The organism is Halomonas sp. DP5Y7-2, assembly GCF_019802025.1.
Classification (GTDB): Bacteria; Pseudomonadota; Gammaproteobacteria; order Pseudomonadales; family Halomonadaceae; genus Halomonas; species Halomonas litopenaei_A.
This window is the reverse complement of sequence record NZ_JAHVHY010000010.1, coordinates 89,626-102,109: the sequence shown is the minus strand read 5'-3', so window position 1 is coordinate 102,109 and position 12,484 is coordinate 89,626. Positions and strand designations below refer to the sequence as shown.

Annotated in this window: 11 protein-coding genes; 7 read left to right on the top strand and 4 right to left on the bottom strand. The window is 61.1% G+C overall.

Annotated features, from left to right (window positions below; translation table 11 throughout):
- Positions 1-79 precede the first annotated feature (79 nt).
- The 4 genes from KUW18_RS18400 to KUW18_RS18385 all read left to right on the top strand — a co-directional run bounded on the left by KUW18_RS18400 (position 80) and on the right by KUW18_RS18385 (position 4,649).
- Positions 80-1,279: a cupin domain-containing protein gene (locus KUW18_RS18400; protein ID WP_222562070.1), complete on the top strand. Its 1,200-nt coding sequence runs from the start codon at positions 80-82 to the stop codon at positions 1,277-1,279.
- Entirely contained in the window at positions 1,272-1,700 is a 429-nt protein-coding gene (locus tag KUW18_RS18395; protein WP_206944377.1) for a GNAT family N-acetyltransferase, read from the top strand. The genes KUW18_RS18400 and KUW18_RS18395 overlap by 8 nt, the downstream gene beginning before the upstream one ends.
- 436 nt (positions 1,701-2,136) lie before the next feature.
- Positions 2,137-3,732, top strand: coding sequence for an isocitrate lyase (locus KUW18_RS18390; RefSeq protein ID WP_222562069.1), 1,596 nt, complete (start codon positions 2,137-2,139; stop codon positions 3,730-3,732).
- A gap of 446 nt (positions 3,733-4,178) precedes the next feature.
- Entirely contained in the window at positions 4,179-4,649 is a 471-nt protein-coding gene (locus tag KUW18_RS18385) for a glycine zipper 2TM domain-containing protein (protein WP_222164235.1), read from the top strand.
- Between the two features lie 164 nt (positions 4,650-4,813).
- Here KUW18_RS18385 and KUW18_RS18380 read toward each other — a convergent pair whose 3' ends face one another.
- On the bottom strand, positions 4,814-5,089 hold the full coding sequence (locus KUW18_RS18380) for a hypothetical protein (RefSeq protein ID WP_222562068.1): 276 nt from the start codon (positions 5,087-5,089) through the stop codon (positions 4,814-4,816).
- A 217-nt stretch (positions 5,090-5,306) separates the two neighbouring features.
- On the opposite strand from KUW18_RS18380, the gene KUW18_RS18375 reads away from it, so the two are divergent.
- A complete protein-coding gene (locus tag KUW18_RS18375; RefSeq protein ID WP_045992921.1) occupies positions 5,307-5,789 on the top strand; it encodes a peptidylprolyl isomerase in 483 nt (160 codons plus the stop codon).
- A gap of 365 nt (positions 5,790-6,154) precedes the next feature.
- Here the strand turns inward: KUW18_RS18375 and KUW18_RS18370 are convergent, their stop codons facing one another.
- Both KUW18_RS18370 and KUW18_RS18365 read right to left on the bottom strand, forming a co-directional pair.
- Positions 6,155-6,793 (bottom strand): CDP-alcohol phosphatidyltransferase family protein, encoded by a 639-nt coding sequence (locus KUW18_RS18370; RefSeq protein ID WP_222562067.1) that lies wholly within the window; start codon positions 6,791-6,793, stop codon positions 6,155-6,157.
- Positions 6,794-6,886: 93 nt separating this feature from the next.
- Positions 6,887-9,130 carry an FAD-dependent oxidoreductase gene (locus KUW18_RS18365; RefSeq protein WP_222562066.1) on the bottom strand — a complete coding sequence of 748 codons (2,244 nt, stop codon included), beginning with the start codon at positions 9,128-9,130 and terminating at the stop codon, positions 6,887-6,889.
- Positions 9,131-9,414: 284 nt separating this feature from the next.
- Between KUW18_RS18365 and msrA the strand changes: the two genes are divergently transcribed.
- Positions 9,415-10,056, top strand: coding sequence for a peptide-methionine (S)-S-oxide reductase MsrA (gene msrA / locus KUW18_RS18360; protein WP_222164238.1), 642 nt, complete (start codon positions 9,415-9,417; stop codon positions 10,054-10,056).
- Positions 10,057-10,212: 156 nt separating this feature from the next.
- On the opposite strand, the gene KUW18_RS18355 is transcribed toward msrA, so the two are convergent.
- The gene (locus KUW18_RS18355; RefSeq protein ID WP_222562065.1) at positions 10,213-11,433 is read right to left on the bottom strand and encodes an MFS transporter; all 1,221 of its coding nucleotides are present in this window, start codon (positions 11,431-11,433) and stop codon (positions 10,213-10,215) included.
- An 87-nt stretch (positions 11,434-11,520) separates the two neighbouring features.
- Between KUW18_RS18355 and KUW18_RS18350 the strand changes: the two genes are divergently transcribed.
- Positions 11,521-12,408 carry a LysR family transcriptional regulator gene (locus tag KUW18_RS18350; protein ID WP_222164240.1) on the top strand — a complete coding sequence of 296 codons (888 nt, stop codon included), beginning with the start codon at positions 11,521-11,523 and terminating at the stop codon, positions 12,406-12,408.
- The last annotated feature ends 76 nt before the right edge of the window (positions 12,409-12,484 follow it).

Below are 12,484 nucleotides of genomic sequence, written 5' to 3'. Positions count from 1 at the left end.
CGTATTCAGTCCTTGCCCTTGCACTCATCACATGCTCGACTGCCCAGCGAGCCGCTTCTCACCATCATCAGGAATCATCATGTCAGCCGATACCCCTCTTACCCTGCTCGGCGGCCTGTCAGCCGCCGATTTTCTCCGGGACTACTGGCAGAAGGCGCCACTGCTGATTCGTGGCGCCTTCCCTGACTTCGACAACCCCCTGTCTCCCGATGAGTTGGCAGGACTAGCCTGTGAAGACAATGTCGAGGCGCGTCTGGTAGAAGAACAGGGCCCCGAGGGTGCCTGGCAGGTCAGCCACGGCCCCTTCGATGACAGTACCTTCGCACGCTTGCCGGAACAGGATTGGACCCTGCTGGTGCAGGCGGTCGACCACTATGTGCCGGACGTCGCGGCGTTGCTGGAAGAGTTTTCTTTCCTGCCACGCTGGAGACTGGACGACATCATGGTCAGCTATGCCCCTCCCGGCGGGAGCGTGGGGCCCCACGTCGACCAGTACGACGTGTTTCTTGTCCAGGGCAGTGGTCAACGGCATTGGCAGCTGGGTGGCAAGGTGGCGGACGATGCACCGATCATCAAGGGCATCGATCTACGCATCCTCGAGACATTCGACATCGACCCCGACCACGATTGGGTACTGGAACCCGGTGATATGCTCTACCTGCCCCCGGGCTGGGCGCATCATGGGGTCAGCCAGTCGGATGACTGCATGACCTATTCCGTCGGCTTTCGAGCCCCGTCTGCCGATGAAGCGATCACCTCCTTTGCCGACTACCTGGGTGAGCAGCAGCCAGCGTCCAAGCGCTACAGCGATGCCGGCATGCCACCGTCCACGGATCCTGGAGAGCTCGACAGCGCCGCGCTGGAGCGCATGCGAGCGCTGATTCTCGACACCATTGACGACCCCGCTCAGCTGGCACAATGGTTTGGCCGGGTGATGACCCAGCCCAAGTATGTCGACCAGCTCGCCCCCAGCGACACGCCCACCCCTGAGGATGAGCTTGTCACTGCACTACAGGAAGGCGACATCCTGGTCACCGCGCCTGGCTCGCGCTTTGCCTGGCATGCCATCAGCGCCGACCGAGCAACCTTGTTCGCCGACGGCGACGGTATCGAATGCGATCTGGCGTTGGCGCAAGACATCGCAGGCCGTAACGAGTTCGATGCCAGCCTGCTGGATCATTCCGATGCCCCGCGGGTACTGGTCAAGCTGGTGGACGCCGGTAGCCTGGGCTGGCCTGTCACAGACGACGAATGGGACGAGGAGGAGGACCATGACTGAGGTCACCATACAGCACGGAGGCTGGGAGCAGCTTGGCGAGGCTGCCAGCGAGATTCGCCACCGCGTATTCGTTATCGAGCAGAACGTTCCCCTGGAGGAGGAATGGGACGGTCGAGACCCACAATGCCTGCATTTTCTGGCCATCCGCGGTGAGCAGGCGCTGGGGACTGCCCGGTTGCTGCCGGACGGCCACATCGGTCGCGTTGCCGTCCTGGCCGAAGCCCGCGGACTTGGCGTTGGCGTTGCCCTGATGCGAGCAGCCATTGATGCCGCACGCGAACAACGCTTCAGCCAGGTCGAGCTCGCCGCCCAGACACAGGCGCTTGGCTTCTATGAAGCCCTTGGCTTTGTCGCGGAAGGCGAGGTCTTCCTCGATGCCGGAATACCGCATCGCAACATGACATTAACGCTTGCCACCTGATCCCTTCCCCACCCTGACACCTCAGGAAATTCGACTACAGGAATAACTCGCAATGACGCATTCCTGTAGTCGGACTACAACGTTGTATTACCCCAAGTACCAATAGCAAACCCTCATGCTGCTGGGCCATAGTCTGTTCCATGGCGCGGACGAAGGGCCGCTACAGGAAGGTAACTCGCCTACTTTGTAGTCATCCTGATCCGCCGCGCCGAAACGGGACCACGGCTGCAGTATCGTTCACTGGCTGGGTCGAAAAATACGACTACACTTCGCAGATGCAGCATAAGGCGGACAGCACTTCTGCTGCATGGCACTGAATCAGCACGACACCGATGCCAGCACTGGGCAACGACAGGACTGGCAGAGAGAACAGAGGCAGTGTGCTGCATGTGGCACCGCGATAGTCGCTTCATCACAACATCAGGACGGCCAGACCATGACCTTTCGTGAAGAACTGAAGACACTGACCCAGCTTCGTGAAGCCCAACGCGGCAAGTGGGACAACATCGACCCGCATAGCGCTGCCCGCATGCGCGTACAGAATCGCTTTCGCACCGGCCTCGATATCGCTCGCTACACCGCCGCCATCATGCGTGAAGACATGGCCGCCTATGATGCCGACAGCGCCAACTACACCCAGTCCCTGGGCTGCTGGCATGGCTTCATCGGCCAGCAGAAGCTGATCTCCATCAAGAAGCACTTCGGCACGACCAATCGTCGTTACCTTTACCTGTCCGGCTGGATGGTCGCCGCCCTGCGCAGCGAATTCGGACCTCTGCCCGACCAGTCCATGCACGAAAAGACCAGCGTCGCCGCCCTCATCGAGGAGCTCTACACCTTCCTGCGTCAAGCGGACACCTGGGAGCTCAACCACCTCTTCCGCGCCCTGGATGACGCCCAACAGGCCGGCGACGACGCCAAGGTCGAGGAGTTGACCCAGCAGATCGACAGCCACCAGACCCACGTGGTGCCGATCATCGCCGATATCGACGCCGGTTTCGGTAACGCCGAAGCGACCTACCTGCTGGCCAAGAAGATGATTGAAGCAGGCGCCTGCTGCATTCAGCTCGAGAACCAGGTGTCTGACGAGAAGCAGTGCGGACATCAGGACGGCAAGGTCACGGTGCCCCACGAGGACTTCATCGCCAAGATCAACGCCGTGCGCTACGCCTTCCTCGAACTGGGCGTCGATGATGGTGTCATCGTGGCCCGAACCGACTCTCTCGGTGCCGGTCTGACCCAGAAGATCGCAGTCACTCAGGAGCCTGGCGATCTTGGGGATCAGTACAACAGCTTCCTGGATGGCGATGAGATTGCCTCTGCCAGTGATATCGACAACGGCGACGTGGTCATCAAGCAGAACGGCAAACTGGTCAAGGTCAAGCGACTGGCGTCCGGCTTGTATCAGTTCAAGCCCGGCACCGGTGAAGACCGGGTCGTGCTGGACTGTATCACCAGCCTGCAAAACGGAGCCGACCTGCTGTGGATCGAGACCGAGAAACCCCACGTCGGGCAGATCGCCAGCATGGTCAACCGCATTCGCGAAGCGGTGCCCAATGCCAAGCTGGTCTACAACAATTCACCGTCCTTCAACTGGACGCTGAACTTCCGCCAGCAGGTCTTCGACACCTGGGAGAGCGAAGGCAAGGATGTGTCTGCCTACGATCGCGCCGACCTGATGAATGCGCGCTACGACGAAACGGAGCTGGGTCAGCTGGCTGACGAGTGGACACGCAACTTCCAGCGTGATGCCTCCCGGGAAGCCGGTATCTTCCACCATCTCATCACGCTGCCGACGTACCACACAGCCGCGCTGTCCACCGACACGCTGGCCAAGGGCTACTTCGGTGACGAGGGGATGCTGGCCTACGTTGCCGGGGTGCAGCGTCGCGAAATTCGCGAGGGGATTGCCACCGTCAAGCATCAGGACATGGCCGGCTCCAACATTGGCGATGACCACAAGGAGTTCTTCCACGGTGATGCCGCACTCAAGGCTGGCGGCAAGGACAACACCATGAACCAGTTCGGCTAAAAAGCGGTAGATTGGGCTGCGGCGCCCCGGACTGCCAAGTGGCGGTTCGGGGCGCACTCGTCTGGGCGGACACACCGGCGGACGTGTCACCGGCGAACATTTTCAGTGCCCTTTCGTCTCCCTGCTGCTTGAGATGCGCTGCACAGAGCTCCTTGCATCAACATCTCCTTGCATCAACGCTAGCCAAGGACAGGCGCGCCAGCACACTCTTGTTGTCAGGAAAGCGCCAGCACTGCGACATTACCTTACCGACGGCGAGTCACCGCTGGGGCGCTGTCGGCCCAACAAGCGTCGGGAGTGGCCCGGGAAGCGGGAACCAAAACCCTGTGATAGCTTCTAATGAGGCACTAGACTATTATCGAACAGCGTTTCGCAAGCCAAGGGCTACGCCACCATCCCGGGCAGGACGCCCTGCTGAGACGCAACTGCATTCAAGGAGAACACCCATGAAGATTACACTGCTGCCCGTCCTCGCCATCAGCGCTCTGACGCTGGCAGGCTGTACTGCCACCAACCAATACTCCGGCAACGTTTACTCAGGCAATCAGGCGCAGACAGCCCAGAATGTTCAGGTCGGCACCATCACCGCCCTGCGCCGCGTGCAGATTCAAGGCGACAGCGCTGCCAGTGGCATTCTCGGCACCGGCGGGGGTGCCATCATCGGTGGTCTTCTCGGCAACCAGGTCGGCGGAGGCTCCGGACGCACCATCGCCACTGCCGCGGGCGCCATCGGCGGTGCAGTCGCAGGTAACCAAATCGAAAAAGGCGTCAACCGCACCGATGCCTGGGAGATGGAGATTCGCAAGGACACTGGCCAGACCGTCGTCATCGTGCAGAAAGCAGATCAGGCCTTCCAGGTCGGTCAGCGCGTCCGCTTGATTGGCAGTGGTTCACGCCAGAGCGTTGCTCCTTACTGAGCCGACATGCTTGAGATGGCCTCCTCCCGCCATTAGACCAAGCCAACATGCAAACACCCCATAGCGTCGCTATGGGGTGTTTGTGTATCTCGCGTGCGCTTGGCAGGCACTTCACCATCGACAGCCTAACGCCCCTTCCGCCGTCAGGGCGTCACAGAACTGGGTCAGTGCACCTTGCCCATGACCCAGCAGCCCAGCTTGCAGGCCACCAGAGCAATGACGCCAATCACCAGCAGGGTCATCAGCATATCGACGGGGAAGACGATAAAGGTAGCGCCCAGAACCGCCAGGGCCGGGCACCAGATCCAGCGATCGTCGTCGCTGCGCAGTACCGACGGCAACAGCCCGTCGAGCACGCACCCAAGCCCTTTCTCCCAGGACTTGATCATAACCGCCAGCAATACCGCAAAGGCCAGCACCCAGATAAGTAGCGATGTCATATCGTAGCTCCGCAAAAACAGCGTGGAAGGCAGGATGAAAAATCTCCCCTGAGGGTATCCCCACCATCGGCACTGCGCAACAGCACCATGGGTGGGCACCCGCGTGAATCCTGCTCAGGATATGACCACGTAAGGTGAAAAATGTCCCATTCCCCTGACAGCCCCCGCACCGTCGCGTTACCATGCGTCCTCACACGCACTCACCAAAGGTTCATCAATGCAAATTGCGCAGAATTCCGTTGTCGCGTTCCACTACACCCTGACCAATGACGCAGGTGAAGTGCTGGACAGCTCGGAAGGCCGCGAGCCGCTGACCTACCTCCACGGCGCCGGCAACATTATTCCGGGTCTGGAAAAGGAACTCGAAGGCAAGGCCGCAGGCGACAAGGTCAACGCTAAGGTCGCTCCCGCCGAAGGTTACGGTGAGGTCCAGGAGCAACTGGTCCAGGAAGTGCCGCGCGATGCCTTCCAGGGCGTCGAGAGCATCGAGCCGGGCATGCAGTTCCAAGCCCAGACCCAGGGCGGTCCGCTGATGGTCACCGTGACCCAGGTGGAAGGCGATACGGTTACCGTTGACGGCAACCATCCGCTGGCAGGCCAAAACCTGAACTTCGACGTGGAAATCGCCGAAGTTCGTGAGGCTAGCCAGGAAGAAATCGAGCACGGCCACGTGCACGGTGAAGGCGGCCACGAGCACTAAGGCTCGCCACGACCACCGCGCTGCTGCGCTTTACCCGCAGCGACATCGCGGCATGTTGAGCCAGCGCTAGATCCCAGGATCAGCGAATCGGCTTAGCCCTGACAGGGCAGCAAAGGACAGCTGAGGCTGTCCTTTTGCATGTCTGGGCACTGCTCAGCAGAAGGCCCGTGCTGGCGTCTTCTCCCTGCTGGCGCTCAATGCCTGTTAGCGCTGCCCTGTTGTTAGCCTGTTGTTAGCCTTTCGCTACCCTTTCGCTACCCAGTCGTTACCCTGTTGCCACCCTATGGTGACGATAGGGTTGCCCCTTAGGTCGCCTCCCCTTCCTGTCGCTGCCCTGCCTTTACGGGAATAGTGGCGACGCGCGATCAGGGATTGGGCGATGACGGGGAAGAGATCGCCTTCAGGGTGTGATAACCGCCCCAGAGTCGCGTGGCCGTCGTCAGCAGACACGCCCCTGCAAAGACGACCGCCAACGTCGGGAAGTGACCGGGCCACAGACAAAAGGCGATCAACGCCAGCACGGTTTCGGTACCCTCGGTCAATCCGTGGAGGTAATAGAAGGCTTTGCGCTGAAAGCGTGGACGCTCCAGATCATGTCGGGCCGCCATGATGGCGAAGGCCAGAAATGATGTCCCCGTGCCGATGAAAGCGAACAGCAACAAGGCCGCCGGCAGCGCATTCTGCTCGCTATCGGCCAGAGCAAACCCCAGCACGACGCTCGCGTAGAAAACGAAGTCGAGGCCGATATCAAGAAAACCTCCCGCATCGGACGCAATGTCCAAGCGGCGCGCCAGAGCTCCATCGAGACCGTCTGCCACACGATTCAAGACAATTGCCAGCAGCGCCCAACCGTAGGCCTGAATCGCCAGCAACGGCAGCGCCAGCATGCCGATGGCGAAGCCTGCCAAGGTCACGTGATCTGGGCGTACCTGGGCACGCTGAAGCAGTGTGACCAGAGGCTTCAGGGGCCCTTGGGTTTTCGGCATGGTCCAGCGATCTAGCATTATCAGTCTCGGTAAGAGGAAGGGTATCAAGGGTGAAAAGGCGCACGGCGGAAACCTCCGCCGTGCACTCTTGAGTGACTCGCTCGTCAGGGACTAGGCCGCGGTATCGTTGGCAGCTCGCGTCGCGCCGTCCGACTTGGTCACCGCGTCGGCCTCCCCGGATGACGCGGCCTGATCCGCCTCGGCGCCACCTCTACGCCAGCGGAAGTAACGCTCAAGGTAGCCAAGCACACGTTCGGGCTTGTGGGCATTCTTCCAGACACCAGCGGCCGCCTTGACCGCTTCGGAGTGGGTCGGATAAGGGTGAATGGTCCCCAGCAGCTTGTTGAGCCCGATGCCACGCGTCATCGCTAGAGTGAATTCCGCCAGCATCTCTCCTGCTCCGGCACCCACTATGGTTGCCCCAAGGATGCGGTCCTTGCCAGGTACGGTCAGCACCTTGACGAAGCCAGTCGTATCACCTTCAGCGATGGCCCTGTCCAGTTCTGACAGCTCATAGCGCGTCACCTCGAAGGCAACGCCCTGTTCCTCGGCCTCACGCTCGTTGAGACCGACCCTGGCCACTTCAGGGTCACAGAAGGTCACGGCGGGCAGTGCCTTGTAGCTCACCGTGAATCGCTTGAATTCACCGAACAGCGCGTTGACGGTGGCATGCCACGCCTGGTGGGCGCTGGCATGGGTCAACTGGAAAGGCCCGACCACATCACCACACGCCCAGACATTCGGCAGAATGGACTGCAGACCACCGTCCACATCCAGGGTGCCATCATCGCGAGTGCCTACGCCTAGCGCCTCGAGGCCCAGCCCCTCTACGTTCGCCTGGCGCCCCACCGCCACCAGCAGCTGGTCAAAGGCCAAGTGCTCAATACGGGTCTCTCCACCGTCGTTGATCTCTACCTCAAGACGGTGCTCGCCGTTATCGCCTGCCAGCACCTTGAGCGCTCGGGTCGACAGATACAGGTGCACACCGCTGGCTTCAAGCCCGGCTGCCGCTTCACGCGCCACATCCAAATCCTCACGGGGCAGCAGCTGAGGCCCCATTTCGACCAGTGAGACCTGACTGCCCAGCCGAGCGAAACTCTGCCCCAGCTCGCTGCCGATCGGGCCTCCCCCCAGCACAACCAGTCGCTTGGGCAGCGAGGTCAACTGCCACAGGTTATCCGACGTCAACACCTCAATGTCGTCGATTCCCGGAAGTGGCGGAACCCTGGGCCGCGCGCCGCTGGCAATAATGACATGCCGCGTGGTCAGCACCTGCTCCCCCACCTGCACGCGCCAGGGGTCAAGAAGCCGTGCCTCCCCCTCGACCACATCCACGCCAAGCCCCCGATAACGCTCAGGGCTGTCATGGGGCTCCACCTCAGCGATGGCACCGTGTACATGCCCCATCACCGCGGCGAAATCTACCTGGGGCTCGCCAGCGCTTACGCCATAGGCAGGCGCCCGACGGATGTCCTCCGCCGCCCGGGCGGCGCGGATCAGTGCCTTGGACGGAACGCAGCCCGTATTGAGACAGTCGCCACCCATGCGATGGCGTTCGACCAGTGTCACCTTGGCCTTCACCGCCGCCGCGATATAGCTCGCTACCAGGCCAGCAGACCCCGCCCCGATGACCACGATGTCGCGATCGAAGCGAGCTGGACGCTGATAAGCTGACGCCAGGCGACGACGCTTGAGCACGCCCACCAGCGCCTTGGCAAGCCAAGGGAACAGGCCAATCAGCACGAACGACAACACCAGACCCGGCGACAGAATCCCCGACAACGAATCCAGATCCCCGAGCTCCCGCCCGGCGTTCACGAACACGGCGGTTCCCGGCAACATGCCAAGCTGGCTGACCCAGTAGAAGGTCGGCAGACGCATCCGGGTCAGCCCCACCACCAGGTTGATCACAAAGAAAGGAAAGATGGGGATAAGACGCAGGGTGAAGAGATAAAAAGGCCCCTCTCGATCAATGCCGGCATTGATCCGCGAGAGCTGCCGGGAAAAGCGCGCTTCCAGACTCTGGCGCAGCAACGTCCGGGCAATCAGTGCCGCCAACGTTGCGCCCAGAGAACTGGCAAACGACACCAGCAACAGCCCAGCCCAGAAGCCAAACAGTGCACCGGCCAGCAGTGTCAGCAACCCCGCCCCTGGCAGCGACAGGGCAGCCATCAGTACGTAGATCGCGAAAAAGCCTCCCGCCACGGTCCATGGGTCGTCATGGAACCACTGCTGAAACTGCGCTTGCTGCGACTTGATGGCCTCCAGAGTAAAGGCATCGTTGGCGCCGGTGGCGAAGAAGGCGACAACCGCGAGAGCGATCACTGCCAGCAATATCCATTTTTTACGGGTCACCCGTCTCTCCTTCTCGACTCGGTAGGGCACAGGGGCCTGGGCAACAGACGTCACGATCTCGCCGTGCGTCAGTAGCAAGACGCTTCTCGCTGGCTCAGGGCCAAGGCATCACGATGCCTTCGAGGTTAGCAGCAGCGGCTATGTCGCGGATAGCCGCCCTAGCCTTACGGCTGAAAATGCAAAGATTCTGAATTTAGCTGAGTCGTCCTGTAAGGAAGGACCTGCCACACTGACCAAACCTGCGGAAGGTCACCTGCACCCTGGACACTAAACGGAGTGAATTGATGCGAATTCCCCTGATCCCACGAAGCGTCATTGTTGCCGGCATGTTGACTGGTGCCACGCTGACAGCCCCCGCGGCCTTTGCCGATCAGCAGACGGCTATCTTTGGTGGGGGCTGTTTCTGGTGCATGGAAGAAGCGTTCGACAAGATCGACGGCGTCGAGGCGACCGTATCGGGCTTTGCCGCCGGGAACACAGAGGACCCGACCTATCAGGCGGTCAGCGCTGGGGGGACCGGCTACGTGGAAGTCGTGCAAGTCACTTACGACACCGACAAGCTCGACTACGAAGACCTGCTCTACGTCTACTGGCGCAACATTGATCCCTTTGTCGCCAATCGGCAGTTCTGTGACGAAGGTGACACCTATCGCTCTTCATTGCTGCCGCTGAACGACGAGCAGCGCAGCCAGGCGCAAGCAAGCCGAGACGCCATCGCCGAACGCTTTGATCAGCCTATCGAGACCCTGATCGAAGACCCCGGCACCTTCTATCCGGCCGAGGACTATCACCAGAACTACTATCAGAACAACAAGGTTCGCTACACCTTCTACAAGAACGCATGCGGTCGCCCGGATCGCCTCAAGGAGATCTGGGGCGAAGAAGCCATGCCCCACGCGGCCCCGGGTCAACAGGCGACCTCCTGAGCCCTTGCCATGAGGGCCGCTCTGGGGCTCCTCTGCGCGAGCCCATTACCCTCACGGCCCCTCTCGACCGACGTGGACGAGAGGGGACGCTGTCTTCCTGACAGCTCTTGGCCAGCAGGTCTATACGGCAGAAGGGTGGCGGGTGGCGCCGGCCGGCTAATGACTGCCGGACGTCGCCACGGCGATGTTGCGTGCTTCTTCTTGCCGCTGACGCCGACACAAGCGCCAGCTCAGCCATCCCGTCACGGCAAGTACACACCAGCTGGCGCCGATCACACCAGTCCACCCCTGCCACAGCCAAAATGGCTCCAGCCATAGCGGCCCCAGGCTCGCACCCAGATAGTAGAAGACCAGGTAAAGCGCCGACGCGCTGCCCCGTCCCGTCTTGGCCTGGCGCCCGACCCAGCCTGATGCGGTCGCATGGCACAGAAAGAAGCCAAAGGCACTGACCATCAGCGCCAGCACGATCACGCTGAGGGACTCGACCAGCGTCACCCCCAGCCCCACACTCACGATCCCGATTCCCAGCAGCATGGTGCCCGGCGCACCAAGCCTGGCGACCACCCGGGCTGACAGGGTCGAGCCAAGGGTGCCGCCCAGATAGGTAAGGAACAGCAGCCCCAGCCAGCGAGGGCCAAGCAGAAACGGGGATTCTGCCAGACGGAACGTCATGTAACTGTACTGGTTGATGAACACCAGAAAGTTCAGCCCCCCAATCAGATAGGCCGGCCACAGCCATGGATTGCCAAGATGCGACCTCATCTGCTGCACCGCGCCGGACACGCGAAAAGGCTGGGGCTTGAAGCTCCTGGCGGCAGGCAGCAACCACCAGAACAACATCGTGCCTGCCAGCGTGACCACCGCCACCGAAACGAAACTTGCCTGCACCCCCTGCCACTCACCGATGACGCCGCCCAGGATGCGCCCGCCGATACCTCCCAGGGTGTTGGCGGCGATATACAGTCCTACCGCACGGGTCATGGCCTGAGGGGAAAATTCGTCCCCCATCCATGCAATGGCGACGGCCGGCAAACCGCCCAGCGCAAGCCCCTGCAGCACCCTGGCAGCCAGCAGGCTCTCCAGCCCCGGAACAAAGGCAATCAACAGCGTCGCCAAACCCACCGCGGCCAGACTGACCTTCATGATCGCACCGCGCCCAATGGCGTCGGATAGCGGGCCATACACCAACAATGACAAGGCCAGCGTCAACGTTGCCAAGGACATGACCAGGCCGATCATCAAGGTGGATGCACCATATGCCTCTCGCAACATGGGCAGCAAGGGCTGGGGTGCATACAGGTTGATGAACACCAGCATGGAACCCAGACACAGAGCCAGTGTCGCTCTGCGCCAGGTGGGCGTATCGGCATGAATCATGAAGGTCTCCTTTGGCAAACGCTATCATCCATGCTTCACTTCCATCACACCAACAGAAGAAAATGATGCTCACCATCAGATTGACTTATGAGTCTACCCTTTGATCTCAGGTCGCTGGCCGTTTTCGTTGCCGTGGTCGACCATGGCGGGTTCAGCGCTGCCGCTCGTGCGCGACATGTAGCCCAATCTGCCGTCAGCCAGACCATCGCTTCACTGGAACAACGCCTGGATACGCCGCTGTTCAAACGTCAGGAACGCCCCATACAGCTGACTCCAGAGGGTGAGGTGCTGCTGCAGCATGCGAGGCGTCTTCTTGACGATGCCAGCGCCACGGAGCTCGCCATGCGGGAACTCAAGGGCCTGGTCAAGGGTGAGGTCCGCATCGGCATTCCTTCCATGCTGGGCTCCTATTACCTGCCCCCGTTGCTGATGGGATTTGCCGCGCGTCACCCCGGCATACGCATGACCGTCATCGAGGCAGGCGCACGCCGCCTGCAAGCCCTGATCAAGGAGCGGGAACTGGATTTAGGCATCGTGGTGGAAGACGGCACGAATCACGACCTGGAGACGGAAACCCTGCTGTGTGAAGAAATGGTGATCTGTGCCCCTCGCGACCATCCTTTTGTGTCACAAGGCCAGGTCAGTGCGGCGGAATTTCTGTCACAGCCGCTGGTGCTGTTTCAGGACGGCTACTTTCATCGAGAGTTTGTGGACGCCATGGCCCGCCAACTTGGCATGGCACCTCAACTGGCGTTTCAATCCAACCTGATTCCGCTGACCAAGGCTATCGTGCGCCAAGGCTTCGGCATCACCACATTTCTGCGTCGGGTCGTGGAGGAAGACGACCTGGCCGCCGTGTCCTTTTCGCCGCCAGCCATGTTGACCTTGTCCCTCGCCTGGCAGCCCCAGGGGTACCTGTCGCGCGCCGAACGGGCCTTCATCGACTACGCACTGGCCAACCGCCACGGGCTATGACCAAGCCGCAAGCCGTAGAGTTGACGACATAAAAGAGGCAAGCCATCAGGCTTGCCTCTTTTATGTCCATCTAACG

What these genes read in the sequence shown, in the direction of transcription:
- KUW18_RS18400 (WP_222562070.1), top strand. Translation starts at nt 80, where the DNA reads ATGTCAGCCGATACCCCTCTTACCCTGCTCGGCGGCCTGTCAGCCGCC.
- KUW18_RS18395 (WP_206944377.1), top strand. Translation starts at nt 1,272, where the DNA reads ATGACTGAGGTCACCATACAGCACGGAGGCTGGGAGCAGCTTGGCGAG.
- KUW18_RS18390 (WP_222562069.1), top strand. Translation starts at nt 2,137, where the DNA reads ATGACCTTTCGTGAAGAACTGAAGACACTGACCCAGCTTCGTGAAGCC.
- KUW18_RS18385 (WP_222164235.1), top strand. Translation starts at nt 4,179, where the DNA reads ATGAAGATTACACTGCTGCCCGTCCTCGCCATCAGCGCTCTGACGCTG.
- KUW18_RS18380 (WP_222562068.1), bottom strand. Translation starts at nt 5,089, where the DNA reads ATGACATCGCTACTTATCTGGGTGCTGGCCTTTGCGGTATTGCTGGCG.
- KUW18_RS18375 (WP_045992921.1), top strand. Translation starts at nt 5,307, where the DNA reads ATGCAAATTGCGCAGAATTCCGTTGTCGCGTTCCACTACACCCTGACC.
- KUW18_RS18370 (WP_222562067.1), bottom strand. Translation starts at nt 6,793, where the DNA reads ATGCTAGATCGCTGGACCATGCCGAAAACCCAAGGGCCCCTGAAGCCT.
- msrA (WP_222164238.1), top strand. Translation starts at nt 9,415, where the DNA reads ATGCGAATTCCCCTGATCCCACGAAGCGTCATTGTTGCCGGCATGTTG.
- KUW18_RS18355 (WP_222562065.1), bottom strand. Translation starts at nt 11,433, where the DNA reads ATGATTCATGCCGATACGCCCACCTGGCGCAGAGCGACACTGGCTCTG.
- KUW18_RS18350 (WP_222164240.1), top strand. Translation starts at nt 11,521, where the DNA reads ATGAGTCTACCCTTTGATCTCAGGTCGCTGGCCGTTTTCGTTGCCGTG.